This window comes from Scytonema millei VB511283 (assembly GCF_000817735.3).
GTDB classification, from domain to species: domain Bacteria; phylum Cyanobacteriota; class Cyanobacteriia; order Cyanobacteriales; family Chroococcidiopsidaceae; genus Chroococcidiopsis; species Chroococcidiopsis millei_B.
Genome location: NZ_JTJC03000010.1, coordinates 83,972 through 108,619 on the forward strand (window position 1 = coordinate 83,972; position 24,648 = coordinate 108,619).

The following is a 24,648-nucleotide window of genomic DNA, read 5'->3' on the forward strand; positions in this document are numbered from 1 at the left end:
TAAAGCCCTTAGTCATACCGCGATCGCCTTTAACATCCGATTTAACTAATAACTGAGCTGTCAACTACCCGCCGCTAAGTCGGAGTACCGACTATAGCGGGGGCTTGAAAGAGGTAGATTTGCCACCTACTTAATTCAAGACTAAGCAGTTGTCTAGCCTGTGCGGAAAACGTAACCTAAGCTAACTGAGCGTGGCAGCTCAAATCACATACAGGATGCTTCCCAAGTCTTGTATCTCTGAGTTAGCTCTCTTGCGATGGGAAGTACACACCAATAGGGCTTATCGCCATGCAATTTGTACCAGTTGTAGACAGTAATCAGCGCCCCCTAATGCCAACAACGCCGAAGCGATCGCGACGTTGGATAGAGTCGGGCAAAGCTACGGGATTTTGGAAACGCGGGATATTCTGCGTTCGTCTAAATGTCGAGCCATCAAACCGCAACACTCAGCCAATCGCAGTAGGTGTTGACTCAGGCAGTAAACGCGAGGGATTTAGCGTCAAGTCTCAATCACATACATACCTAAATATTTTGGCTCATGCCGTGGATTGGGTAAAGGATGCTGTCGAGACTCGCCGTAAGCGGTGGTTTAGCCTTAATTGGTGCAGTAGTCGCTGAATTTGTCGCGGGAACAGGAGGCACGCGATCGAGAATTGCCTATAGTATTCTGAATCTCTAGCTACAACTTACAAATCCCTCGGATATTCGCGGCGCTATTTTTGACTACAGGTTTAGGCGTTATTATCTTTGTGGGCTTAAGTGCCTTATCTGACTGGCTACTCCGTCACTGACACGAAAGCGCAATAAAAGAAGATGGGTAATGGGTTAATTGATAACTGATAACTGATAACTGATAACTGATAACTGATAACTGATAACTGACTATGATGGATTGGGATGCACTGACGGCTGAGTTACAGGGAATTGAAGTTATTAGCGACCCTAACCAAGTTGCTAAGTTGTCTCAGGATTACCATACTTTTAGCCCCATATTGCAAGTTCAATTAGACGGGAAAAAAGGAGATTTGGTTGTCCGTCCCACGACGGAAGCAGAGGTAATGCAAGTCGCTGCAACCTGCGTTAAATACCGCGTTTCCGTAACGATACGGGGGGCTGGAACGGGGAATTACGGGCAGTGCGTACCCCTCCACGGGGGCGTGGTTTTAGATATGTCACGGATGCAGGCAATTCGCTGGATTAAATCGGGAGTAGCGCGGGTAGAAGCAGGGATAAAATTAGCGGCTTTGGACAAAAAAGCGCGAGAAACGGGGTGGGAGATCCGAATGGCTCCTTCTACTTATCGGACAGCGACGATTGGCGGGTTTATTGCTGGCGGGAGTGGGGGAATTGGTTCGATTATGTACGGACAGTTGCGCGATCGCGGTAATATTAATGCAATTCGCGTGGTGACGATGGAAGACGAACCCCGTGCGATTGAACTGCGGGGAGACGAGATCCACAAAGTCAATCATGCTTGGGGAATTAATGGCATTATCACGGAATTAGAAATACCCCTCGGTGCAGCTTATCCTTGGGTTGAAGTTATTGTCACTTTTGAAAGTTTTATGGCGGCTGCCCATTTCGGTCAGGCTTTGGGCGATGCTGACGGTACGATCAAAAAGCTGATTTCTATTTTTGCTTGGTCAATTCCTACTTATTTCGGGGCGATTCGTCAGTACATTCCTGATGGAACTCATGCAGCACTCTTAATGGTGGCTGAGTCGAGTATGGAAACATTACCAGGATTGGTACAAGAATATGGCGGCTGTATTACCTATGAGCGATCGCCACAGGATGCAGGTAAGGGATGTAACTTGGCAGAATTTACCTGGAATCATACCACTTTACACGCCCGCAGCGCCGACCCTAATATTACCTACCTGCAAAGTCTCTTCCCCGCCGATAAAAATCTCCAAATGGTAGACCATATGTATCGTTACTTTGACGATGAGGTGATGATGCATTTAGAATTTATCCGTGCTGGTGGTAGAACTGTTCCTGCTGCTTTGCAGTTGGTACGATACACTACCGAGGAACGCCTGAACGAAATTATCCGCTATCACGAAGAACACGGGGTTTTTATTGCCAATCCGCATACATACATTATTGAAGACGGTGGCAGAAAAGTTATCGACCCAGAACAGATGAAGTTTAAACAAATGGTCGATCCCTATGGGTTGCTCAATCCAGGTAAGATTAAGGCGTTGATGCGATCGTAGAGTGACTCTACATGGAATCTCAAAATCCCAAAGTTGTTGTTGTCGGTGCTGGTTGGGCTGGATTAGGAGCTACATATCGCCTAGCAAAGCAAGGCTACAATGTGACGCTGTTAGAAGCAGGTGCTTATCCTGGGGGTTTGGTTGCAGGTTGGAAAACTCCAGGGGGGCAATCGGTAGAAGCAGGAATTCACGGTTTCTGGTATCCTTACAGCAATATCTTTTCCCTCGTACGGGAATTAGGGATTAATCCTTTTACGCCTTTTACCCGTTCTTCCCAGTATTCCCCTGCGGGTTTAGAGGTAGAGTCGCCAATTTTTCAAGATTTACCACGCCTTCCTACACCACTGGGAACTTTTCTCTACACCCAGTTCAAACGATTACCTTTAAGCGATCGCCTCAGTGCATTACCATTACTCTATGCTGTAGTAGATTTTGATAACAGCGATGCAGCTTGGCTGCGTTACGATAAAGTTACAGCCCGCGAACTATTCAAAGATTTTGGCGTATCGGCTAGACTCTACCGCGATTCATTTGAGCCGATGTTGCTGGTAGGATTATTTGCACCAGGCGAACAATGTTCTGCGGCTGCGGCTTTGGGCATGTTGTATTATTTCATCTTGGCGCACCAACCAGATTTTGACGTGGTTTGGTGTCGGGGTACGGTAGGGGAAAAGATTTTTCGTCCTTGGGTGGAACAAATCGAACAGGTGGGAGGAAAAATTCTGCCTAACCGTCGCGTGAGTGACATTCTGCTTGATAGTGAAGGTTTAGCAAAAGCTGTGGTTTGCGGGGATGAAGTGTTTGAGGCGGATGCTGTCATCTTTGCTGTCGGAGTCAGCGGAATGCAGAAAATTGTTAGTAGTAGTTCTAGCTTGCAAAGTCGCAAAGAATTTCGCAATTTAATGAATTTAGGTGCGGTTGACGTATTAGCAACTCGGCTATGGTGCGATCGCAAAATTCACATTCCCCGTCCTTCCAATGCTTGTTTTGGTTTTGATGTTACCACGGGTTGGACGTTTTTCGATCTCAATGCTTTACACGATGAATACCGCGATGTATCAGAAACAGTAATTGAAGCAGATTTTTATCATGCCAACCAACTGTTACCAATGAGCGATGAGGAAATTGTTCAGATGGTGCAAGATTATTTAGCCACTTGCGTACCAGAATTTCAAGCCGCTAAAATTCGCGATCGCAGTGTGATTCGATTATCTAGAGCAGTGACTCATTTTGCGCCTGGTAGCTATCAGAATATGTTGCCAGCCAAGACGAGTATAGATAATCTATTTATGAGTGGTGATTGGATTATTACTCGACACGGTTCTTGGTCGCAAGAAAAAGCCTACGTCACTGGTTTAGAAGCAGCAAATTTAGTTATAGAAAGATTGCGTAAGGGGACAAAAGCCGAAATTATCCCCGTCGAAGCAGACGAACCGCATATACAGATAATGCGATCGCTTAATGGAAAGTTACGTAATTTGAGCAATATTTTTAATGTCTAGTATGTATCAAACACTGGCACCAAGATCGGACTGGCAATCTTTCCTGCAAGTTTTGGAGAAGTTAGATAACGGAGAAGTCGGCACCAGTAACGAGCAAATCCTGTTAAGCTTCAAGCAGTTTGCAGCTACCATCGCTACGAATTGCGACTGTGTTGCTCAAGTATACTTTGGTGCGATCGCTCCAATTTGTAAGCAACGACCAGAATTGGAAAGTGAGCTAATCAAAAAAGCTTTGTTACCTCTGATATACTTAGAGTTGACAAACTTAGAAGATGTACTGAAATGGGTCAGTTGGTACTCGCAACAGACTAAACCCTATTTTGGCAGAACTAGTAATGAGGGAATATTCTGGCTTCGCTATGATTTACCTCTAAAGTGGGAGTTGATTCAGGAACTAATCAATGAAATCCTGGAGGAAGAGAAAGAAGATAATTTGGAATAAAAGTTAGCTTAATACTGTATCTTCGTTTTTATTTACTGGCTCTACCAACCAAATAGCTCAGTAAGCTTGTAACCGTAGAAGTAAGAGTAGCGATCGCAAATCTTATTTCTCCCTCAGTTGCATTATCTTTTTGTAAAAGTGTGAAAGCATAAAAGTCTATTAGTAAAACTACAATTAGAGCTACGATAAAAACCGCAATATCTTTTATCCAAAAGGATATGTATTTCTGATATCGTTCGAGTTCTTTATCTTTGTCACGATTTCTGCGTTCAAATTCTGCTTCTTGAGGAGAAGATAGATTTAGGGAACCTGTGGTGACTAGTTTCTCAGTTGCAGATGATAAATTGAGAGAACCTTCAGAAATTAATTCTTGTGGTTCTTGTGGCTCTTGCATATAAACGTGAGGGCTTGTTTATATCAAGGTATATTAATTTCAGTAGCTAGAGGTTGATTTGATTCAGCAATTCCAAACTTTTTACCCTGCTCTTTAGCAGCGATCGCAATTTGCATCAAAGCGATCGCTTGTCGCAAAACATCGCTTTTAGTACCACCGATTTTTTGAGCAATTTCTTCCAGTTTTTCATTAAGCTCTGGAGATAAGTCGAGATTCAAATGAACTATTTCTTGAGTTTTGGTCATAATTTCATCCTCATCCCTCATCTATAAATGATTTTATACAATAAATCATAACTCTTAAAGCGCAAGTAATTTTTATCTTGACGCTGAATCAAAAGCGACCGCCCCTACTCAGGTAAATTAGGCATATGCACTAACTGCAACTTCAGCCCATCAGGATCGGCAAAGAACACGGCGTAGTAACCAGGTGAATACTGATATTCTGCCGGAGGATCGAGGACTGTTGCGCCAATTTCTTGAACTAATTTGTATAAACTATCTACTCGTTCTCGACTATCGGCATTAAATGCAAGATGATGGAAACCTGGGGAGTAGCGATCGTGAAATTTGTTGGGAGAATCTGGATCGGCAACAGTAATTTTAATTGCTCCAGCATCCTGCAACCACCACATAATGTACAGATCGTTTTTTCTACTTGCTGGTAGCCCATGAATCCTAAAATCGTATCGTAAAAAGGTTCGGATTGTTCTAAACTTTTGACTATGAGGCAGAGGTGGTTCAACGTCCCAAGAGTCATGCAAGCCTCCTTCACCTATAGAACAAATGTATTATATTACGATCGCCCCAACACTTTGATGTACTTAACCATTTCTTCCTGATATCCCATGCGATCGCTTCTTCGCAAGCATAAAGATAATGCTAGAGTGAGCGAATGGCGTTTTTCCCCGCTTGCTACACCATGACGAGCATCTCTGCGGCACAAACCCGAACTCAACAACATCGCCAGCAATTCCCCGCCCTGGCAAATAAATCTTACTTCAACTATGGGGGGCAAGGACCAATGCCCCAAGCAGCCATAGACGCAATTATCGCTTCCCACGAATACATTCAACTTAACGGTCCCTTCTCCTCCCAAGTCAACGCTTGGATTACTCAAGAAACAGAGAAAACCAGACAGGCAATTGCTACTGAACTAAAAGCCACACCCGAAACCATTACCCTCACTGAAGATGTCACTGTAGGCTGTAACATTGCCTTGTGGGGAATTGACTGGCAAGCAAAAGACCATATCTTACTCTCAGACTGCGAACACCCAGGCGTTATCGCCACCACCCAAGAAATTGCCCGACGCTTCGGCGTAGAAGTTTCCACCTGTCCCCTCATGGCGACTTTAAACGAAGGAGATCCAGCCGCAGTTGTCGCCCAACACCTCACACCCCGCACCCGCTTAGTCATTCTCAGTCACATCCTCTGGAATACAGGTCAAGTCTTGCCAATTGACAAGATCGTAGAAATATGCAGTCAGCATCAAGGCGATCGCCCCGTGCAAATTCTGGTTGATGCAGCGCAATCAGTCGGCTTATTACCCTTAAATTTGACTCAATTAGGGGCAGATTTCTACGCCTTCACGGGTCATAAATGGATGTGCGGACCCGCCGGAGTCGGCGGCTTATACGTCCGTCCAGCAGCACTTCTTGGCACGGATAAGCGTCCTCCCTTACAGCCTACCTTCATCGGCTGGCGGAGTATAGTTATGGATAGTAAGGGACAGCCCCAGGCGTGGCAACCAGACGGCAGACGTTATGAAGTCGCCACATCAGCCTTTCCACAGTATGCAGGATTGAAAGCCGCGATCGCCACCCACCAGCAATGGGGAACCGCCGAGGAACGCTATCAACAAATTTGCCAACTCAGCCAATATCTCTGGCAACGCCTAAACGAATTATCAGATATTATTTGCCTGCGTCACGCCCCACCCCAAGCCGGACTCGTTTCCTTCCAACTCAAAGATCGATCTTCCCTTCATGCAAAACTAGTCCAATTTCTCGAATCAAATCGCTTAATGACACGCACCCTTGTCGATCCAAGCTGCGTCAGGGCTTGCGTCCACTATTTTACTCTCCCCTCCGAGATCGATCGCTTAATTGAAGGCATCGAAAGATTTTGCCAGCAAAGCTAAAATGTCACGCAAAGACAAGGACACTTGCGTGCGGGGGTATCCCCCGTTGAGCAAAGTGTCCGCGCGAAGGCGCAAAGGGTGCTTAGCGTCTTTGCGTCTTTGCATGACAATAAATATTTCTAACTTCGTATGCAAACTAGACCTACCATATACATAGCCATCACCAACCACGGATTCGGACATGCTACCCGCACCGCCTCACTTGCAGCGAAGATCCAGCAGTTGTGTCCCGATATCTTACTCATCATGGTGACAACCGCACCCCGATGGTTGCTGGAATCTTACATAGAAGGAGATTTTATTTATCGTCCCCGCGCCTTCGATTTGGGTGTAATACAGTCGGATAGCTTAACGATGGACAAAGCCGCCACGTTAGAAAAGCTACAGCAAATCCGCAAACAAGAACGCTCGATAATTGCCTCAGAAGTTAACTTTATCCGTCAAAATCGCGTCAATCTGATCCTTGCCGATATCCCTCCTTTGGCAGTAGCGATCGCCCATGCCGCAGGTATTCCCTGTTATATGAGTAGTAACTTTGGATGGGACTTCATTTATCGCGATTGGGGAGGTGAATTTGTCGAAATTGCCGATTGGATGGGCAAGCATTACGCGCAATGCGATCGCCTATTCCGGTTGCCTTTCCACGAACCGATGAGTGCTTTTTCCAATATTACCGATGTCGGTTTAACTGGTGGTTCGCCCCGCCATGCGATCGACACGCTACGATCTAATTGGGGTATCAGTACCCTAATAGAGAAAACTATTTTACTCACCTTTGGCGGTTTAGGTCTGCAACAAATTCCGTTTAAAAATCTCCAACTTTTCCCCGATTGGCAATTCCTCACTTTTGATGCTACAGCTCCAAACTTACCAAATTTAATCAAAATTACCGACCAAAAGTTACGCCCAGTTGATTTTATGCCCCTCTGTGGCAGAGTTATTTCTAAACCAGGTTACGGCACTTTTGCTGAAGCAGTCGGTGTGGGAATTCCTATAGTTACCCTGACTCGTGCAAACTTCGCCGAAGCTAAATTTTTAGTTGATGGAATTGCGAATTACTCTTACCATCAAATTCTCAACTCGGATGAATTTTTTCAAAGCCACTGGGAATTTCTCCACCAACCGCCACAACCACCCCAACAATCTCAACCTATAGCAAAAGACGGCAACAAAGCGATCGCCCAAGCCGTGCTTGAAGTCGTAACTTGTAACTCGTAAGTCGGAATTAACTGTTCACTGATAACTGCTCCCTGCTCCCTGCTCCCTGCTCCCTTATAACTGACCATGCATCAACATATTCTTAGACTTTCTACCGCAGGTAAATCTTTTACTAACATCACTGCTAAGGTTGAAGCAATTGTTGCTCAATCCGGTGTAGAAACTGGACTGTGTAGTTTATTTTTACGCCATACTTCTGCCAGCTTAGTGATTCAAGAAAACGCCGATCCTGATGTACTGCAAGATTTAGCAAACTTCATGGCAAAACTCGTACCAGAATCAGCAAACTACATCCACAATGCTGAAGGTGCAGATGATATGCCTGCCCACATTCGCACAGCCCTTACTCACACTTCCGAACAAATTCCCATTTCTAGAGGACAATTATTATTAGGAACCTGGCAGGGAATTTACATTTGGGAACACCGTCAGCGCAGCCATATTAGAGAACTCGTCGTTCATATTGCTTAATAAGTCGTAAGTCAGAAATAAACAGTTTATCTCTCACCACTTACTAATTGCCAACTACCAACTACCAACTACCAATCGCAATGAAAATCTCAGATTTAATAAATTGGTTTGAAAATTGGGCTAATCCTGCTTGGCAAGAAAGTTGGGATAATTCTGGTTGGCAGATTGAACCAGGAATATTAGAGCAACCTGCAAGGGTACTGGTATGCTTGACACCAACTCTAGCAGTGATGCAAGAGGCGATCGCGCTACAAAACTCGGGGATTCCAGTTAATCTAATTTTCGCCCACCATCCGCTGATTTTTAGTCCGCTGAAATCTTTGTGTAGTGGAAATGCGATCGCAGATATGACGCGCCTAGCTTTTCGTCACCAAATCGGCGTTTATACAGCTCATACTAACTTTGACCAAGTAGCAGACGGTACTGCTGACGTGCTAGCGCAATTATTACAACTTAAGCAAGTCACGCCGATCGTACCAACGCAGCCGGAACTCGGTTACGGTCGCGTCGGAGAGATTAACCCATCCTGTACTTTGCAAGAATTGTTACAACAAATTCAAACAGCACTGAACCCTCCCGATCTGCTTTTCTCTCCTACGGCAGATTTACAAAAACCAATCGAGCGAGTGGCTGTTTTAGGTGGATCTGGTGCTAGTTTTATTTCGGCTGTGGTAAAAACAGGGGCGCAAGCTTATTTAACTTCCGATTGTAAGTTTCACCAATTTCAAGAAAGTCGCGATCGCGGTTTAATTCTAATTGATGCCGGACACTACGCTACCGAACGTCCAGCTTGCGATCGATTGGTGACAAAGCTTCAAACTGCCGGAGTCGAATGGGCGCAACTTAGTCAGCAAGACGAAGATTTTCGGCTTTTTTATAAGTGCTAGCAGCTTCTTAACGCAAAAACCTCCGCGATTTTACGTAAATTATAGCAAAAACCGTTATATATTTTTACATTTTCCCAGAAAGTTTGTAGCATATTTTACAATTTGCTTTAAATTGAGCAAGTACCCTAAAAAGTATAAAACAATACGTTTATTCAGGCAGTAAGAGTTTAAGCAACTTCCGCAAACAATTCTTACTAATTTTCGTCAGCAGCATCTTAACATACATACACTGTTTCTACTAACTTTACCGCTTTAAGTAAGTTTAAGTACTCATAGCAATATTTGATTTTAAAAATCAAATCACCGCATTGATTGTCAACAAATTGTTACACAATATCAAAAAAATTTGTCATGACTAATTTGCGGAAGTTTGGTAGGAGCTGTTGTAGTATTCTGGCAGACTCAATCGGATAAATTCACTAGTTGCATAAATGCGATCGCTTGCATAGACAAGCGAAGAACTTTGCTGTGACATAGCTATTGCTATGTCAAAACTACAAGTTTAATATTCGAGTAGGTGTGAACTATATGTCAGTAGTCTTCAATCTCGATGCTAAGAAAAACGCTCGAATCTTATTACTATCTTTGCGAAAGATAAAATTTCATGTCGCTCGCTGTTATTTGTACGAGCTAGAAGATTTGATTTGTCAATTCGACTCAGCCGATATACTGACACCAATTTTTAATCCCGACTTGTTCAAAGTTACAAATAGAATTGCTAATACTGTAGCTCAAGCTGTTGGGAGTAGCAAGCTAATTAATCCATTATTCAAACAAGTCAATCTAGATAAAGAGTATGAATTATTTTTTGTTATCTGTCAGTCTCCTCTAGACATTCTTACAATAAATTCAATTAAGAATTGGCGAAACAAATGCCGTAAAGTAGTAGTTTGGCTCGATGAAATTTGGGCAAAAGACATTGAGAAATGGAAAGTTCAGTTGAGTTTTCTTCAAGAATTTGACTATATTTTCATGAACTTCAGCCAAAGTATTGAGGAAGTCACTAAAACAATTCAGCGTCCTTGTGAATACATTCCATTTGGGATTGATGCAATTAAGTTCTGTCCTTATCCGCTCAACAGAGAGCGTAGCGTCGATCTATATAGTGTTGGTCGCCGATCGCAAGTCACGCATCAAGCTTTATTAGATTTGTCTGAAAGAGTTAATTTCTTTTATATCTATGAAACTATCAAAGATTTATACACGACCGATCATAGATACCACCGAAGTTTATATAAGAATATTTTAAAAAAGAGTCGTTATTTTATTGCCAATCGCGCCAAAATTGACGATACAAATGCAACTGGCGATCAACAAGAAGTAGGCGCACGCTTTTTTGAAGGTGCAGCAGCAGGAACAGTCATGCTAGGAGTTCCTCCTGAATGCGAATCTTTCACTCAAAGTTTTGACTGGGAGGATGCAGTCATTAAAGTTGCTTACGATGCTCCTAATATAGCTGAAATTCTTGCCGACCTCGACTCCCAGCCCGATCGCTTGCAAAAAATACGTACTAACAATGTTATCAACTCACTCTTAAAACACGATTGGGTTTACCGTTGGGAAACAATTTTGGCTACAGTCGGACTCAATAGTACGCCAGCAATGATGGCTCGGAAAGCTAATTTACAGAACTTAGCCGAGAGAATACTGACTCGAAAAAATAGCGAGGAGCGATCGACTCATCACTCAGACCAGATTCACAAGCAAGAAAGAACGCAGATGCCAGTTGCATGAATCAGTTATCAGTTGTCAGTTATCAGTAACCAGTGAAGCAAGGGAGCGCACGAGCAGCGACAAATGACAAATGACGTAGGGCGAAGCCCTTCCCGTAGAGTATGACAAATGACAAATGACCAGTCAAATGGCGTAAAAGAGCGAGAAAGATTTATAGACAACCCTGATTTTTCTCTATTCAAGCTGATGAGCTGCTAAAGAATGAGTTAAAATTGATTAAAATAGATTGAGCTGAAAAGTCGAGTTTTCTCGATCTGAAGCTTAGAGCGATGCCACTCAAAGCGAAAAGGCAGAGGGGAGGGCATAATTCATTCAAGTAAACGTCTAGCGCAAAGGTGGTACACAAATTTTTAAGTTGCTGAATGCATGTAGCGCGGTCGATAGCCACTGTAAATGGTTGAAGTGCAAGGATGAGCAAAAACGCTGCTAATGACCGCCATAACCTCTAACAAGCTTCTTTGTGTCCAGTAGACGCAGTAGTAGTTTCAATCAATAGCTGGCGACCGAAATATAAAATGAAACCGACATACAAGCAAAAATTGAAACACAAACACATAATTGCCAAATTGGAGTAAAGTTAAGTAGCTCAAACTGGGTATTATATAGTAGGGTTTAGCCCAACAGTCCACAGGTATAACGACGTTGAGAAAGGTAGAAGCAATAAATGCTACACCGCAAGATTTATCAACTGTGTTGCGATGGGCGTGAAGTATGTATCTTCTTGCGGGATCAGCAACGCTGGATCGAGAAAGCCCGCATCATCGATATCGAAGGCGATTTAGTCACCCTCAGATATGAAACTGAAGAAGAGGACGAAATCTGTTCTTGGGAGGAGATGGTTCGCCTAGAAAGCATTGGTGCAGTGACTCAGAAGCTAGCTTCTGTACCGCGAGGCAATGCCGAACCCTTAGTTTCTGACGACTGCCCCGAAGCAGAGCGCATTCGCAATCGCTTTACTGATTCTAATCCTGAATAAGTTCTAATTTGTAGAGGCGTTTAATAAAACGCCTTTACTTATTTTATTCTTTTATTCGTCTTGGCGTTCGTAGGCAGGGCAGTAGCCATCAGGTGTAACCTTGAAGCCAAACAAGGGAGACTCTGGGTTCCAACAGCGCTGTCCGCGCTGGAACTTGCAGGTAGCGCAGCAGTTCAAATCCGTCCAGGCTAAGCGATCGCCATTTTGGTTCATCAACTCGCGGGGCGACAAGCCCCGCAAAACTAAGTCTTCACCTTGCCAGCGAGCTTCCACTAAGCCTGTATCGGCAAAATTGCGCCAGCGAGGATCGGCGGTAATGGCATCAGGCAGGGTAATAGTTACGACAGTACCTAATTCGTTAAGTTCTCCTTCATAATTCGTTTCTGGAGCCGCTGGTTGAACGAAAACATCGCCGATGGGTAAATCGACGAGCGTGCCAACGGCTGGAGAATGTAAGTGGTAGCGGTTGCGTAATTCTTCCAGGCTAGCTAAGTCAGCTAGATAAGTTGGTGCGCCATGAACGAAAATTACGTGCTTCGGTCGCAGGTTGTGTATGAGCTGAGTCGTGCCAGGACCATCGCTGTGCTGTGCTAGCAAGTAGGTTTCTACCTCTACCAGGGGTGAGGAGTGAGGAGTGAGGAGTGAGGGTTGAAACTCGTTAGGATGACCAGGATTTTCAGGTAGAAGAACTAACCAGGGTCCCGTGTTGGGTTGGCAGTATTGACTTAAATCGGTAACATTATCTGCGATCGCGATACAGGGCGATTGACCGACAATTCCTCGCTGTTCGGGTGGTAGACGGCGGACTCGCGGGCGTACCTTTTCATCCCAAAATAAAGATTGATGTTTGGCAAAGTTTTGTACTGCCGTGGGGAAATGGGGTAGTAAGTCTAAATAAGCATCGCAGCCCTGAGCTACACTGCCATCAACCCAAATATCGAGATTGCGTCCAGTAAAGTTATGATGGCTGCGCAACAGCATGAGAATTTCCTGACCTAAACCTAGAGTCGATGTAGGCAAAAGGACAGAATACGAACTGGCGATCGCCCGATTAATTCTTTCAGCCAGTTGATTTTCTTGGTTGCGACGATGCGGATGACGTGCCGTGCCGTAGGTTCCTTCGATAATTAATACATCTGGTTCTAAACCGCGTAACTCCTCTAAAGGTAAACCTTCCACCAGGCGAGAGTTAGATAAGAAAAAGTCCCCCGTGTAAAACACTGTATAAGTGCGCCGTCCAGTCGCGTAGGTAAGGAGAATGGCTGCTGCCCCTGGTAAGTGTCCAGCAGGGTATAATTCAGCCGTCAATCCATCCTGAAATTCCACAGGCGATCGCCAAGGTAGCGCTTGACAAAATTGCGGCATCTTTCCATCATCATCTAACCAATTCAGCGGTAGCAGACGAGTTGTTGCTTCACTGGCATAAATTGGCAGTTGCGGAAAGGTGCGGTGCAGGGATAGTAGACCTTTAGCATGATCGGGATGAGCATGACTGCACAGAACTAGGTCTACTGGCAAATTGGTAGCAACAGGTAAACCATTAGACTTAGACTGTTCTAGGTCCGATTGTAAAACTGAAATGTCCGTCAATCCGCAATCGAGCAGAATGCGGTACGGTCCCATCTTGACCATTAAACAGACACCTTCATCGCCATGCTTCACACCATAGGGAAAGCATTCTAGTTCTGAATTTGCTTCCCCTACAGGCATAGACGATGCTGACATGCGATCGCTCATCTTCCCCTCCACTCAAACCTAATGCCGCTATTGGAGCGCAGCGATAAATATAAAACGATGAATTGTAAGATAATTAGGTCATGAATGAGGCGATCGGCGAATAGAAACTAGGGGTTAGGGAGTCGGGAGTCGGGAGTCGGGAGTCGGGGAAGAAAGAGTCGCCCAGCTGAGGGATCGATTCAAAATTCAAAATTCAAAATTGACCTACACCCTACACCCTACACCCTTTCTTCACTGGTCACTGGTCACTGTTAATGGGCAGAGCCGTTACCGTGGTAGTTGTCTGAATCGTAAAATCCGTTTTTCGTGCCAAAAAATAGGCAACAAACAGTAAATACAACCGTTAATCCTACTAAGACAAGTTTGATATCCATTTCTTGACTATTCCTCTCTTTAAGTCTCGATAAACATAATGAGCTGCAGTCGAGAGACTTCTACTCTGGGGATATTAGCAGAGCGCGATCGGGCGATCGCTAACAGCCTTCATCCGTTTAATTGTAAATAAATAATTGCTGGTAAATTGACTCTCTTCCATCAGATTTTAGAACCTTCTACCCTCAGCCGTCCATCTACTGAAGTTGCACCAGCATTAATTGGCTGCACTCTAGTCAGGCGATTGCCTTCTGGACAAATTCTCAGGGGAGCGATCGTCGAAACAGAAGCTTATGCCCCTGGAGATCCAGCTTTTCATGCATATCGGCGTGTCACCCCACGCAATCAAGTTGTATTTGGCATGGCAGGGAGAGCATACGTGTATCAAATCTATGGTATGTACCACTGTCTGAATGTCGTCACGGACTGCGAAGGAATTCCTAGTGCTGTACTCATTCGCGCTTTACAACTGGAGTGCTTGCCTAGTGGCTGGGAAATCGGCAGTAAAGAAAACTTGCACCGTCTAGCGGCTGGACCCGGTAAGCTGTGCCGGGTTTTGCAGATCGATCGCAGCTTAAACGGAACTATATTACAACCAGGACAACCGCTATGGCTCGAACAACGCCAGCAAGAATTTGCGATCGTCCAGACAACACGGATCGGACTATCTCAAGGTGTAGATTTACCTTGGCGGTGGTACGTGCAGGATTGTCCGGCTGTTTCTAAAGTTTAGCTATGACATGTAGCATTTGTAACAAATAGCGCGCTCGCATTTGAGCAAAAACCCAAAAAACCTGTATAATCCTCATCTAAACATCAAATCTCTACATAAAAGGGGATTGACAAAACTATGGCACGTAGTAACGGCGGCGGTTTTTGGGCAGATTTTCGCAAGTTTATCATGCGCGGCAACGTCATTGACTTGGCAGTTGCAGTTGTTATCGGTGGCGCATTTGGCAAGATCGTTACCTCTTTCGTAGAAGATATTGTTACGCCCATAATTCTCAATCCGGCATTGCAGGCTGCTAACGTTCAAGATTTACAAAATTTATCGGTCAACGGCATCAAATACGGTGTATTTCTGGCAGCTATTCTCAACTTTTTAGTCATTGCTTTTTGCCTTTTCTTAATTATCCGTGCCTTTGAAAAAGCCCAGCGCCGATTTTCCCGCAGTCCAGAAGCTGCTGAAGCTGCACCAGCCGATCCCGCTGTGATTGCCCAAGAAAGATTAACAGGAGCATTAGATCGCCTCACGACCACAATTGAGACTCGGAACTTGGGTTAATCCCAAGTTGAGCAAGATAAACATAGGTGCGATCGCACCCCTATCTCATAAGATCCAAAGCTTGTAAAATTGCAGTATTGCTTGGCTTTTAGCCAACCAGAAATGTCTGTTGACTAAAAGTCAACGCAAAACGTCAGTTGGCTTTTAGCCGACCAGAAATGCTTATAAACAAATTGTTTTAACTCTTACTCATGACCGTTGCTGCAAATACTGCTACGGGACTAGGTTCCCGCTTGGTAAACACCGTGCTGGCAATTAAGCCTCTGGCTAACTTAGCTAAGCATCAAGCACGGCAAATGATGGTGAAACGAGCAGAGAAAATCGGCGTACCCTGGACAAAAATAGTCCGAGAATTGCGCTCTCAAGAATGGGAAAGTCACTGGCAACAGATATACAATCCTCAATTGCAATATCCCGAGTATTATTGCTGCTCTTTCCACGCTTACGAACAAGGCAATCTCAGTTGGGATGCAGCTTTTGAGGTAGAAGTCGCTGCGCGTGCCGTTCATGCAGGAATTTGGTCTGATGCAGGCGCGGCTGGCGATGCTAAACTTCGTCAGAGCTATCATGAAATCGTCAAAAGTCAACTTCCTAAAAGCCCGCAAGCAATTCTTGATGTAGGCTGTAGCGTGGGTATGAGTACGTTTGCCTTGAAAGCACTCTATCCCCAAGCAAAAATTACTGGTTTAGACTTATCACCCTATTTTCTTGCCGTTGCCCATCAGCGATCGCAGCAGCAAAACCTGACTGAAATCGAATGGGTACACGCTGCCGCAGAAGCAACAGGACTACCAGAAGCAAATTACGATCTCGTTTCGATTTTTCTCGTCTGTCACGAATTGCCCCAGTCAGCCACGCGGCAGATCTTGCAGGAGATGCAGCGCTTATTGCGTCCGGGCGGATATTTGGCAATTATGGACATGAATCCCCAGTCAGCAATCTATGCCCAGATGCCACCATACATCTTGACGCTACTCAAAAGCACCGAGCCATATCTAGACGAGTATTTCACGTTGGATATTGCTCAAGCCATCGTAGCGGTAGGTTTCCATCCACCTACTATCACCTGCAACAGCCCCCGCCACCGAACGATTGTGGCTCAGGTGAAGCACTAGTGGTGCGTGGTGCGTGGTGCGCGGGCAGAGTGGAACGTATTTAATTCCGAATTCCAAATTCCGAATTCCGAATTCATTTGGGCAGTCATTCCACCACTACTGCTACTGATTTATTACTATCGTCGAGCAACTGCGTCACCTCCCCTTTTTCCATTACTGCTGTGCTTCGGTTGGGGCGCAATTTTTGGTGGTATTGCTTTGGGTCTAGAGTGGATATTCGAGCATACTATCAGCCAGTGGGAGGATTGGCAAAGATTTACTCGTACTCTTGCTGGTGTAGCTGTACGCCAGTTGGTGTTTATCGCCCCAATAGAAGAGGGATGTAAGTTAGCGGGAGTAGTTACATTTCGCTGGTTAGTAGGTCGTAGTGGTAACAGGCGATCGCCTGCTCTCTCTATCTTTATAGAGACGATCGCGATCGCTTTAGGATTCACTGCTCAAGAAAGCTGGGTTTATTTATCTAATGGCGTAGCAACTGTATTCGAGCGCGCGATCGGTACTCCAATTCATTCCCTGTTCTCAGCAGCTTTTGGCTATGCCTTAGCAAGGGAGCGCTTCGGTGCAGGGAGCGCTTCGGTGCAGGGAGCGCTTCGGTGCAGGGAGCGCTTCGGTGCAGGGAGCAGGGGAGCAACTACCAACTACCAATTACCAACTACCAATTACCAATTACCAATTACCAATTACCTACGCACCACGCACCACTTCTTAATAAACGCAATTGTTTGTCATGCTCTCGTCAATATATTTTCTAGTGCTTGGCGCTACAACCCACCATTAAATTTTTTGAGCTACTTACTATTTCCATTTTTGCTCTGGCTCTTTTGGCGCATGGAAGGATGGTGGCGACAGGTGCAGCATCAGCCATCAATTATCCTGATTTCTGGCATGACATCCATCCATCGCTACTGGCAAAGAGGGTTGGTTGTGTTTGCTCTGATGCTTGGTGGTAATGCAATTTTTGGCTTTTTTCTGCTTGTCAGAACTCTTAGCCCTTTACATCCCGTCCAGCTACTCGAACCAGAAAATATCTGGTTCATCGCGAGTCGCTCGGCACTCAATTCGATTCCTGGAGCGATCGCCTGGGGAATTTATCGATACTTGAGGTTTGCTGCTAGTCGGCGCAATTCGTCATGATACTCTTTAGAAAAATTATTTATAAAACTTCGCAATCATTTAACATAATTAACAAGACATATGATTTTTGTTTCAGCAAAGTATTATGATGCAGGGCGGAGAGACAGAAACCCAGGTAAAGAGAGCAGCTATGGCTAACATCAAATTTGTGCAAGAAAATCGGGAGGCGATCGCCGCTGATGGGGCAAACCTCCGCATCAAAGCTCTAGAAAATGGTATCGATCTCTATACGACTTGGGGTAAAATGATGAACTGCGGCGGCTATGGTCAATGCGGTACTTGTATCGTAGAGATTGTTGAAGGTATAGAAAATCTCTCACCCCGTACTCCAGTTGAAAACAAAAAACTGAAGAAAAAGCCAGCTAACTATCGTCTTGCTTGTCAAACTTTAGTCAACGGACCAGTTAGCGTTGTTACTAAACCGAAATGAGGGAGCAGGGAGTAGGGAGACAAGGGGGATAATGGAGAGCTGAGGGAGCTGGGGAAGCTGAGGGAGCGATCGGGAGCGATCGGGAGCGATCGGGAGCAAAACAATTCACGCATTCACGCATTCACGCATTCAAAATTCTTACACCCCACACTTCCCACACCCCACACCCTATTCCTCACTGATAACTGAATAACTGGTCGCTGACTCGCCCCTCCCTGTGTGTCACGCATTGATGATATCCTGAAAGAGTCAAACCCCCGTATAAAAGAGGCTTTCTGGCGATGCAAGTAAACGATTTAGGCTTTGTGGCAAGCATCTTATTTGTGCTAGTTCCATCTGTGTTTTTAATCATTCTTTACATCCAAACCGCTAGCCGCGAAGGAAAAAAAGATTAATCATCACTGTTTTGTCAATTACTTTAAATCAAAAACAAAACCTCTGTAGAAATAACTACAGAGGTTTTTAGTTATTAGTTCACGGGGTGTAGGATTGAATTGTGACTTGTCTTGCTTGGCGACTTTCTCTTCTCGCTCTTCAACCAACCGTCCGCGCTAACAGCACGGGACATGTAGCATTGACACGAACGTAATCTGATAGCGATGAACCGATTAAGCGATCGATGTCAACAAAACTTTTAGCCACGGATGGACGGCGATCGGGTGAACCCAGCATTAGTAAGTCTACAGACATATCTTCAGCTAAGCGGCAAATTTCTTCGCCTGGCTTGCCCATACTAGTGATGCAGCGGGTTTGCACTCCTTGCTTTTTCGCTTCAGCGATCGCCCCAGCCAAAACTGGATCTTTTTCTGCTGCTGCTAGGGTGACTTCTCCTTGTTTCCCGCTCAAATCCTTATTGACATATGCTAAGACTAGCTGACTGCCTTTAATATCTCTCAGCAAAAATAGTGCTAACTGCAAGCATTGTTTTGCCGCATCGGAACCGTCATAAGCTACCATGATGCGGTTGATTTTTTTTACGTAAATGTCATCCTTCACCAGCAACATAGGACGCGAGGATAATTGAAATACGTATTGACTGACAGAGTTAGATAAAATTGCTTGCAACCGCTTGAGTCCTCGCGAACCCATAATAATTAAGTCAGCGTCAATCTCATCTGCTACTTGACATACTACGTCTTTGGGTTCTCCCTGTCGCAGCATAGTGATAGTTCGACTAGGATCTAACCCTAAGTACTCCACAGCATTTGCGATAATTTTATTACCTTCCTCTAGCTTGGTTGTCATTCCAGCAGAAGTTGCTTGGGAAGGAACTACATGTAAAACAGTTACTTTTGCCTGTGCGATCGATGGAATCTCTTTCAAATTCTTGAGCATTTCTTCTGCGTGTCCCAGTCCTGAAACAGCAAGCAAAATTTTTTCAATCATTGATTTAACCCGGTAGTGAATTGCGTCTATTTTTTATACTTTTTAATGGATGAGTGGGTTAGAATTTGCTTTTTTCAGTTAGCTCAAGCAGCTTAGCAAGCCATCATCTCTTACTTATTATTCTTAAGCATAATGGTCATACTGCTGCAATAAGTTTGACAATTTGTTATCTTCTTTAAAGATAGATAAACTATGATTTAAGTTAGCTTATATAATAAATAGAAAAAAAGTATTTTAAAATTTGTTAAGGTCGAGGGTGAGAAGATCGCAAAATCCGATCGCTTCAATTGTTGTTTCTCCCCAAGCAGCAAGAGCGTGAAGATTGCTTCAAATTTGTGCTTGGACTGACACCAATAACAATACTTTCAGCAGTTCGCACAACATCATCACGCTGGCTAGGATTAGTTCAAAGCAAGTGGAAAGTAAACTTTTGAGTGACACTATTTCAACTGTCACTCATATGAACTGTAGAGCTGTGTAGCAAATTTTGCTGAAGCTTGGATGGAGATTGGATTGAGATGATATTGTTTGGATTTTATTAATCTTTTTTTAGATTGAGTATTGCACTATTCGAGAACGGAGTTAAACTAAATATGAAGTATCTTATATACAGATACTAGTAAGCTAGCTGTACCGCGATCGCAAGACGAAGGTAACAGTTGAGTATATAGATTGATTAAAGGTGTGAGGGAAAAAAGGAATATGTCTAGGTTATTGTGGAAAGCCGTTATTCTCAGCCCAGCGTGGCTGACTGCCGCACTCGCAGTTTCAACATCTGCGATCGCTACTACACCAAACAGCGCCCCAGCAGTTTCAGAACTTAATGCTGCTATTGAAGCCAAAGAGACAACTATTGTCAATAGTGGCGTTACAAAACCACAGGGAACGCTAATCGCACAACAAGTGCCAACTGCTCCTGCTCCCCCTGAAACTGACAATACAATTTCCGAAATCAACCGTTATGGGAATGAAGGTCGCGGCGATCGCAACAATATCGCACAAGTCACCTCAGTTTCTCAACTATCAGACGTGCAGCCTACAGATTGGGCGTTCCAAGCCTTGCAATCTTTGGTAGAACGCTATGGCGTGATTGCAGGTTATCCTGATGGCACGTTTCGAGGTAACCGTGCCATGACTCGTTATGAGTTTGCCGCAGGTTTGAACGCTGCCCTCGATCGCGTTAACGAATTGATTGCTGCTGGAACAGCCGATCAAGTCCGCAAGGAAGACTTAGCTACCCTGCAAAGATTGCAAGAAGAATTCTCTGCGGAACTGGCAACTCTGCGCGGACGGGTAGACAGTCTAGAAGCTAACGTCGCAGAACTAGAGGCAAATCAGTTCTCGACTACCACAAAACTCGTGGGCGAAGTGGTTGCTGCTGTCAGCGATGCTTTCGGCGGAGATACCGATGCAAATACCGTTTTCCAGGATCGGGTGCGGTTGGACTTCCAAACCAGTTTCACTGGTAGCGATATCCTTCACACTCGTTTATCAGCTGGTAATGCGACCCGCTTAGATGTGGGTGAAGATACTTACCAAAACACTCTTACTTTCAACCCAGCAGACAACGGTAACGATGTTGTTGTAGATTGGGCAGCTTACGACTTTAAACTCCCAATTGGCGAAAACTCCAGAGCCTATCTAGCCGCAGCAGGAGGCGTTCACGCTGACTACGCTCCTACCAACAACCCCTTCTTTGAAGATTTTGATGGTGGTCGTGGGGCAATATCAACCTTCGCTTCCGAAAACCCGATCTATCGGATTGGTGGTGGGGCAGGTTTGGGTATCAACATCGCTCCTTTTGGTGAAGCTAGTGGTTTTAAGCCTAGTATCACAGCTGGATATTTTGCTAGAAATGCTCAAGATCCAAGTCAAGGGGCTGGCTTGTTTAACGGTGATTATGCCGCACTAGGACAGTTAAACTTCAACTTTGGCGATCGCATTGCCCTAGCAGCAACTTACGTCAACGCTTACAATACTGGAGCTTCCCTGGGTAATCTCAATCCAGATGACGATGAAAACTCGGATATCTTCAACTATGCCGGTAGTACTGGTGTTGTTGGTACGCTGGAAGCAAACAACCCATCCAGGCTTCTAGGTGCCGCTGTGGGCGCTGATACTGTCCCAATCTCCTCTAACTCCTACGGTCTTTCTGGTTCTTTCAGATTAAGCGACACCATCTCGATCAGCGGCTTCGGGTCTTACACCAACGCTACTCTCATTGGTCGTGGTAATGGTGATATCTGGTCATTTGGTGGCGGTGTAGCTTTCTCTGACCTGGGCAAAGAAGGTAACCTGTTAGGTATTTTTGCTGGCGTGCAACCAACATTAACATCTCTAGATGCTCCTGGTGTCAGAGATTTCAGTAATGAATATGGACTCCACGTTGAAGGCTTCTACCGCTACCAACTTACCGATAATATTTCCGTCACTCCTGGTGTGATTTGGCTCAACCGAGTTGGTCAAACTGGCAGCGATGAAGATGCAATCATCGGTACGCTTCGCACAACATTCAACTTCTAAAGTTTTGGTTACCGACTAATTTGAGTGACTCTTAAGTTCTGGAATCAGTCGTTTTCTCAATCATCATACCCCGCGATCGCAGCGGGGTTTTTTGTTGGTCATTCGTCATCTGTCTTTTATCATTTGATAAACCCCTTGACAAATCACAAGTGACAAATCACAAATCTATCAAACCCCAGTGGAGAACCGGGGTATAATAGAGGAGTTAAGACCAAAAATTAAAATATCCTTCAACTTTTTGGAACTAGCTTGTGGAACTGTCGTGTAAATCAGAATATGCTCTGCTTGCCCTCTCGGAGCTAGCAGCTCGCTACCAAAGCGGTGAACCCTTGCAAATTCGGCAAATAGCAGCTCAACAAAACATTCCAGACCGCTACTTAGAGCAACTACTAGCAACCTTAAGACGCGGTGGTATAGTCAAAAGCCAACGGGGAGCCAAGGGAGGCTACATCCTAGCGCGAGAACCTTGGAAAATTACTTTACTAGAGGTTTTGGTCTGCCTAGAAGGTATAGAAGCAAGAGCTACTGAAGAAGAAAGTAAGCCTAGAACGTTAGAAACTGCTGTCGTGCATGAGATTTGGCATGAAGCTCGACAAGCAGCAAATATGGTCTTGCAGCAGCATACCTTACAAAATCTTTGCGAACAGATAGCTGCCAGACGACAACTCGATATTATGTACTATATCTGATCGGTCATCGGTCATTGGTCATTGGTGACAACAAATGACAACTGACCAATGACAACTAACAAATGATAAAGGACAAACCATGCGTATTGCCCACGATATTACAGAATTAATCGGTCGTACTCCTCTAGTAAAGTTGAATCGGATTCCGCAAGGTGAAGGTTGTGTTGCCCAAATTGTCGTAAAATTGGAAAGCATGAACCCTGCCGCTTCGGTCAAAGACCGGATTGGCATCAGCATGATTAATGCTGCCGAACAGGAGAGATTGATCGCCCCTGGCAAAACGATTTTAGTCGAACCAACTTCTGGCAACACGGGTATTGCTCTGGCAATGGCAGCAGCAGCAAAGGGATATCAGTTAATTTTGACGATGCCGGAAACTATGAGTGCCGAACGTCGAGCTATGCTGCGGGCTTATGGGGCAGAGTTAGAACTGACAGCAGGCATCGAAGGGATGAGTGGTGCAATTCGGCGGGCACAAGAAATTGTGGAATCAATGCCGAATGCTTACATGTTGCAGCAATTCCGCAACCCTGCTAACCCCAAAATTCACAAAGAGACAACGGCTGAAGAAATTTGGCAAGATACAGATGGTCAGGTGGATATTTTAGTTGCTGGTGTTGGCACTGGTGGGACAATTACTGGAGTCGCGGAAGTTATTAAAGCCAGAAAACCCAGTTTTAAAGCGATCGCAGTCGAACCAGCTAACAGTCCCGTACTATCGGGAGGTCGCCCAGGACCTCATAAAATTCAAGGTATTGGAGCGGGGTTCGTACCGCAAGTGCTAAAAGTAGACTTGATTGATGAAGTCATTACCGTAACCGATGAGGAGTCGATCGCCTACGGTAGGCGTTTGGCAAAGGAAGAAGGGTTGCTATCGGGGATTTCTTCTGGATCGGCTTTGGCTGCGGCAGTTCGGGTAGCTCAGCGTCCAGAAAATAAAGACAAGCTAATTGTGATGATTCAGCCCAGCTTTGGCGAACGCTACTTGAGTACGCCATTGTTTCAAGATCTTGAGCCGAGACTACCCGCCACGGTTAGTTAACGCTAAAGTGATTGAATGGTTCACTCAAATCACTACGAAATCCTTCGAATTCAACCTAATGCCAGCCAAGCGGAGATCAAATCTGCCTATCGCCACTTGGTGAAGCAATTTCATCCCGACACGAATCCTAAGACAGGCGATCGCGATCGGATTATTCAGATTAACGCTGCTTATGAAGTGTTGAGCGACGTTCAAAGCCGTCGGCAGTACGATCGCCAATTAGGAGTAGGTGCGCCCAAGCGATCGCCTTATTCAACTACCACACAACAGCGATCGTCCCAGCGCCCAAATGCTCGCTCTTCCTACCAAAATCGTCCTAGTGGTAGAGATGCTGACGAACAGATAGAACAATGGATGCAGCAAGTATATCAACCTGTTAATCGATCGCTATGTCGAATCTTAAACTCTTTAGAACAACAAATCGAAGAATTATCTGCCGATCCGTTTGATGACGAACTTTTGGACAAGTTTCAGGCTTACATTGTCGATTGTAAGGACTGGCTGAAACAAGCTCAAAAGACATTTCGTTCAAGGCCAAACCCACCCAGCATGGGCAAAGCAGCAGCGCATCTTTATTACTGTATTAATCAAGTAGCGGATGGATTAGATGAATTAGCCTACTTTCCGCTTAACTATGATGAACGTTATTTGCACGTTGGGCAAGAGATGTTTCGGATTGCTCACGGATTGCACTGTGAGGCACAAAAATCAGTAGAGGCAATCGCTTAAGAAGTCAAGTCATATTGAAGTTTTCCTCAAGTTGACACATAATAGATAGACTTAGAATTTGACGAAAAAGACTAAAAAAATAAAGCCCTCTTTATCTATATGAAAAGAGGGCTTTGTATAATAAAAAAATCGACCTGGCGCGGAGCTATTGTGCCGTGGGGCAACCCCCAGAGTATCGTCGCCGCAGTCGCGTTTCACACCTGAGTTCGGGATGGATTCAG

At 44.8% G+C, this 24,648-nt stretch carries 27 protein-coding genes; 20 read left to right on the forward strand and 7 right to left on the reverse strand.

The features are described from left to right. The first annotated feature begins 288 nt into the window (after nucleotides 1-288). The 4 genes from QH73_RS24240 to QH73_RS24255 all read left to right on the forward strand — a co-directional run bounded on the left by QH73_RS24240 (nucleotide 289) and on the right by QH73_RS24255 (nucleotide 4,163). Nucleotides 289-618, forward strand: a complete 330-nt coding sequence (locus QH73_RS24240; RefSeq protein WP_132867517.1) for an RRXRR domain-containing protein — start codon at nucleotides 289-291, stop codon at nucleotides 616-618. Nucleotides 619-884: 266 nt separating this feature from the next. Further along, nucleotides 885-2,219: an FAD-binding oxidoreductase gene (locus tag QH73_RS24245; RefSeq protein ID WP_039713037.1), complete on the forward strand. Its 1,335-nt coding sequence runs from the start codon at nucleotides 885-887 to the stop codon at nucleotides 2,217-2,219. Between the two features lie 11 nt (nucleotides 2,220-2,230). Continuing rightward, nucleotides 2,231-3,721 (forward strand): hydroxysqualene dehydroxylase, encoded by a 1,491-nt coding sequence (locus QH73_RS24250; protein ID WP_039713036.1) that lies wholly within the window; start codon nucleotides 2,231-2,233, stop codon nucleotides 3,719-3,721. Between the two features lies 1 nt (nucleotide 3,722). Beyond that, on the forward strand, nucleotides 3,723-4,163 hold the full coding sequence (locus QH73_RS24255) for a hypothetical protein (RefSeq protein ID WP_039713035.1): 441 nt from the start codon (nucleotides 3,723-3,725) through the stop codon (nucleotides 4,161-4,163). Between the two features lie 28 nt (nucleotides 4,164-4,191). Here the strand turns inward: QH73_RS24255 and QH73_RS24260 are convergent, their stop codons facing one another. The 4 genes from QH73_RS24260 to QH73_RS24275 all read right to left on the reverse strand — a co-directional run bounded on the left by QH73_RS24260 (nucleotide 4,192) and on the right by QH73_RS24275 (nucleotide 5,520). Continuing rightward, entirely contained in the window at nucleotides 4,192-4,557 is a 366-nt protein-coding gene (locus QH73_RS24260; protein WP_039713034.1) for a hypothetical protein, read from the reverse strand. A gap of 23 nt (nucleotides 4,558-4,580) precedes the next feature. Then, nucleotides 4,581-4,802 (reverse strand): YlcI/YnfO family protein, encoded by a 222-nt coding sequence (locus tag QH73_RS24265; RefSeq protein ID WP_039714399.1) that lies wholly within the window; start codon nucleotides 4,800-4,802, stop codon nucleotides 4,581-4,583. 104 nt (nucleotides 4,803-4,906) lie between these two features. After that, entirely contained in the window at nucleotides 4,907-5,320 is a 414-nt protein-coding gene (locus tag QH73_RS24270) for a VOC family protein (RefSeq protein ID WP_236147159.1), read from the reverse strand. A gap of 32 nt (nucleotides 5,321-5,352) precedes the next feature. Continuing rightward, on the reverse strand, nucleotides 5,353-5,520 hold the full coding sequence (locus QH73_RS24275; RefSeq protein ID WP_165587772.1) for a hypothetical protein: 168 nt from the start codon (nucleotides 5,518-5,520) through the stop codon (nucleotides 5,353-5,355). On the opposite strand from QH73_RS24275, the gene QH73_RS24280 reads away from it, so the two are divergent. The 6 genes from QH73_RS24280 to QH73_RS24305 all read left to right on the forward strand — a co-directional run bounded on the left by QH73_RS24280 (nucleotide 5,479) and on the right by QH73_RS24305 (nucleotide 11,985). Continuing rightward, nucleotides 5,479-6,699 (forward strand): aminotransferase class V-fold PLP-dependent enzyme, encoded by a 1,221-nt coding sequence (locus tag QH73_RS24280; RefSeq protein ID WP_039713033.1) that lies wholly within the window; start codon nucleotides 5,479-5,481, stop codon nucleotides 6,697-6,699. The genes QH73_RS24275 and QH73_RS24280 overlap by 42 nt on opposite strands. 129 nt (nucleotides 6,700-6,828) lie before the next feature. Next, nucleotides 6,829-7,917, forward strand: a complete 1,089-nt coding sequence (locus QH73_RS24285) for a glycosyl transferase (protein WP_039713032.1) — start codon at nucleotides 6,829-6,831, stop codon at nucleotides 7,915-7,917. A 66-nt stretch (nucleotides 7,918-7,983) separates the two neighbouring features. Continuing rightward, nucleotides 7,984-8,388, forward strand: a complete 405-nt coding sequence (locus tag QH73_RS24290) for a secondary thiamine-phosphate synthase enzyme YjbQ (protein ID WP_039713031.1) — start codon at nucleotides 7,984-7,986, stop codon at nucleotides 8,386-8,388. A gap of 80 nt (nucleotides 8,389-8,468) precedes the next feature. Continuing rightward, complete coding sequence (locus QH73_RS24295) at nucleotides 8,469-9,275, forward strand: Nif3-like dinuclear metal center hexameric protein (protein WP_039713030.1); 807 nt, start codon at nucleotides 8,469-8,471, stop codon at nucleotides 9,273-9,275. Between the two features lie 528 nt (nucleotides 9,276-9,803). Further along, nucleotides 9,804-11,009, forward strand: coding sequence for a glycosyltransferase (locus QH73_RS24300; protein WP_052289700.1), 1,206 nt, complete (start codon nucleotides 9,804-9,806; stop codon nucleotides 11,007-11,009). 664 nt (nucleotides 11,010-11,673) lie between these two features. Then, nucleotides 11,674-11,985 (forward strand): DUF6679 family protein, encoded by a 312-nt coding sequence (locus QH73_RS24305; RefSeq protein ID WP_015157477.1) that lies wholly within the window; start codon nucleotides 11,674-11,676, stop codon nucleotides 11,983-11,985. Nucleotides 11,986-12,036: 51 nt separating this feature from the next. Here QH73_RS24305 and QH73_RS24310 read toward each other — a convergent pair whose 3' ends face one another. Further along, nucleotides 12,037-13,722: an MBL fold metallo-hydrolase gene (locus QH73_RS24310; RefSeq protein WP_039713029.1), complete on the reverse strand. Its 1,686-nt coding sequence runs from the start codon at nucleotides 13,720-13,722 to the stop codon at nucleotides 12,037-12,039. 251 nt (nucleotides 13,723-13,973) lie between these two features. Continuing rightward, nucleotides 13,974-14,096: a DUF8629 family protein gene (locus tag QH73_RS29005; RefSeq protein ID WP_015157479.1), complete on the reverse strand. Its 123-nt coding sequence runs from the start codon at nucleotides 14,094-14,096 to the stop codon at nucleotides 13,974-13,976. A gap of 146 nt (nucleotides 14,097-14,242) precedes the next feature. Between QH73_RS29005 and QH73_RS24315 the strand changes: the two genes are divergently transcribed. From QH73_RS24315 to psbM, 6 genes are all read left to right on the forward strand, one after another. Continuing rightward, on the forward strand, nucleotides 14,243-14,827 hold the full coding sequence (locus tag QH73_RS24315) for a DNA-3-methyladenine glycosylase (protein ID WP_039713028.1): 585 nt from the start codon (nucleotides 14,243-14,245) through the stop codon (nucleotides 14,825-14,827). Nucleotides 14,828-14,944: 117 nt separating this feature from the next. Beyond that, nucleotides 14,945-15,379: a large conductance mechanosensitive channel protein MscL gene (mscL, locus tag QH73_RS24320; protein WP_039713027.1), complete on the forward strand. Its 435-nt coding sequence runs from the start codon at nucleotides 14,945-14,947 to the stop codon at nucleotides 15,377-15,379. Between the two features lie 191 nt (nucleotides 15,380-15,570). Next, complete coding sequence (locus QH73_RS24325; RefSeq protein ID WP_039713026.1) at nucleotides 15,571-16,494, forward strand: class I SAM-dependent methyltransferase; 924 nt, start codon at nucleotides 15,571-15,573, stop codon at nucleotides 16,492-16,494. 6 nt (nucleotides 16,495-16,500) lie between these two features. Beyond that, nucleotides 16,501-17,628 (forward strand): PrsW family glutamic-type intramembrane protease, encoded by a 1,128-nt coding sequence (locus QH73_RS24330; RefSeq protein ID WP_052289699.1) that lies wholly within the window; start codon nucleotides 16,501-16,503, stop codon nucleotides 17,626-17,628. Nucleotides 17,629-17,758: 130 nt separating this feature from the next. Beyond that, nucleotides 17,759-18,058, forward strand: a complete 300-nt coding sequence (locus QH73_RS24335; protein ID WP_039714396.1) for a 2Fe-2S iron-sulfur cluster-binding protein — start codon at nucleotides 17,759-17,761, stop codon at nucleotides 18,056-18,058. 281 nt (nucleotides 18,059-18,339) lie between these two features. Then, nucleotides 18,340-18,453: a photosystem II reaction center protein PsbM gene (gene psbM, locus QH73_RS24340; protein ID WP_015157485.1), complete on the forward strand. Its 114-nt coding sequence runs from the start codon at nucleotides 18,340-18,342 to the stop codon at nucleotides 18,451-18,453. A 139-nt stretch (nucleotides 18,454-18,592) separates the two neighbouring features. Here the strand turns inward: psbM and QH73_RS24345 are convergent, their stop codons facing one another. Next, nucleotides 18,593-19,444, reverse strand: coding sequence for a universal stress protein (locus QH73_RS24345; RefSeq protein ID WP_039713025.1), 852 nt, complete (start codon nucleotides 19,442-19,444; stop codon nucleotides 18,593-18,595). A gap of 702 nt (nucleotides 19,445-20,146) precedes the next feature. Between QH73_RS24345 and QH73_RS24350 the strand changes: the two genes are divergently transcribed. From QH73_RS24350 to QH73_RS24365, 4 genes are all read left to right on the forward strand, one after another. Next, nucleotides 20,147-21,967: an iron uptake porin gene (locus tag QH73_RS24350; protein ID WP_039713024.1), complete on the forward strand. Its 1,821-nt coding sequence runs from the start codon at nucleotides 20,147-20,149 to the stop codon at nucleotides 21,965-21,967. A gap of 251 nt (nucleotides 21,968-22,218) precedes the next feature. Continuing rightward, entirely contained in the window at nucleotides 22,219-22,656 is a 438-nt protein-coding gene (locus QH73_RS24355) for an RrF2 family transcriptional regulator (protein ID WP_015157488.1), read from the forward strand. A 79-nt stretch (nucleotides 22,657-22,735) separates the two neighbouring features. After that, nucleotides 22,736-23,698, forward strand: coding sequence for a cysteine synthase A (cysK, locus tag QH73_RS24360; protein ID WP_039713023.1), 963 nt, complete (start codon nucleotides 22,736-22,738; stop codon nucleotides 23,696-23,698). A gap of 15 nt (nucleotides 23,699-23,713) precedes the next feature. After that, nucleotides 23,714-24,427 carry a J domain-containing protein gene (locus QH73_RS24365; protein WP_039713022.1) on the forward strand — a complete coding sequence of 238 codons (714 nt, stop codon included), beginning with the start codon at nucleotides 23,714-23,716 and terminating at the stop codon, nucleotides 24,425-24,427. Nucleotides 24,428-24,648 lie beyond the last annotated feature (221 nt).

Coding starts and splice junctions, on each gene's coding strand:
- QH73_RS24240 (WP_132867517.1), top strand. CDS start 289: ATGCAATTTGTACCAGTTGTAGACAGTAATCAGCGCCCCCTAATGCCA.
- QH73_RS24245 (WP_039713037.1), top strand. CDS start 885: ATGATGGATTGGGATGCACTGACGGCTGAGTTACAGGGAATTGAAGTT.
- QH73_RS24250 (WP_039713036.1), top strand. CDS start 2,231: ATGGAATCTCAAAATCCCAAAGTTGTTGTTGTCGGTGCTGGTTGGGCT.
- QH73_RS24255 (WP_039713035.1), top strand. CDS start 3,723: ATGTATCAAACACTGGCACCAAGATCGGACTGGCAATCTTTCCTGCAA.
- QH73_RS24260 (WP_039713034.1), bottom strand. CDS start 4,557: ATGCAAGAGCCACAAGAACCACAAGAATTAATTTCTGAAGGTTCTCTC.
- QH73_RS24265 (WP_039714399.1), bottom strand. CDS start 4,802: ATGACCAAAACTCAAGAAATAGTTCATTTGAATCTCGACTTATCTCCA.
- QH73_RS24280 (WP_039713033.1), top strand. CDS start 5,479: ATGACGAGCATCTCTGCGGCACAAACCCGAACTCAACAACATCGCCAG.
- QH73_RS24275 (WP_165587772.1), bottom strand. CDS start 5,520: ATGTTGTTGAGTTCGGGTTTGTGCCGCAGAGATGCTCGTCATGGTGTA.
- QH73_RS24285 (WP_039713032.1), top strand. CDS start 6,829: ATGCAAACTAGACCTACCATATACATAGCCATCACCAACCACGGATTC.
- QH73_RS24290 (WP_039713031.1), top strand. CDS start 7,984: ATGCATCAACATATTCTTAGACTTTCTACCGCAGGTAAATCTTTTACT.
- QH73_RS24295 (WP_039713030.1), top strand. CDS start 8,469: ATGAAAATCTCAGATTTAATAAATTGGTTTGAAAATTGGGCTAATCCT.
- QH73_RS24300 (WP_052289700.1), top strand. CDS start 9,804: ATGTCAGTAGTCTTCAATCTCGATGCTAAGAAAAACGCTCGAATCTTA.
- QH73_RS24305 (WP_015157477.1), top strand. CDS start 11,674: ATGCTACACCGCAAGATTTATCAACTGTGTTGCGATGGGCGTGAAGTA.
- QH73_RS24310 (WP_039713029.1), bottom strand. CDS start 13,722: ATGAGCGATCGCATGTCAGCATCGTCTATGCCTGTAGGGGAAGCAAAT.
- QH73_RS29005 (WP_015157479.1), bottom strand. CDS start 14,096: ATGGATATCAAACTTGTCTTAGTAGGATTAACGGTTGTATTTACTGTT.
- mscL (WP_039713027.1), top strand. CDS start 14,945: ATGGCACGTAGTAACGGCGGCGGTTTTTGGGCAGATTTTCGCAAGTTT.
- QH73_RS24325 (WP_039713026.1), top strand. CDS start 15,571: ATGACCGTTGCTGCAAATACTGCTACGGGACTAGGTTCCCGCTTGGTA.
- QH73_RS24335 (WP_039714396.1), top strand. CDS start 17,759: ATGGCTAACATCAAATTTGTGCAAGAAAATCGGGAGGCGATCGCCGCT.
- psbM (WP_015157485.1), top strand. CDS start 18,340: ATGCAAGTAAACGATTTAGGCTTTGTGGCAAGCATCTTATTTGTGCTA.
- QH73_RS24345 (WP_039713025.1), bottom strand. CDS start 19,444: ATGATTGAAAAAATTTTGCTTGCTGTTTCAGGACTGGGACACGCAGAA.
- QH73_RS24350 (WP_039713024.1), top strand. CDS start 20,147: ATGTCTAGGTTATTGTGGAAAGCCGTTATTCTCAGCCCAGCGTGGCTG.
- cysK (WP_039713023.1), top strand. CDS start 22,736: ATGCGTATTGCCCACGATATTACAGAATTAATCGGTCGTACTCCTCTA.
- QH73_RS24365 (WP_039713022.1), top strand. CDS start 23,714: ATGGTTCACTCAAATCACTACGAAATCCTTCGAATTCAACCTAATGCC.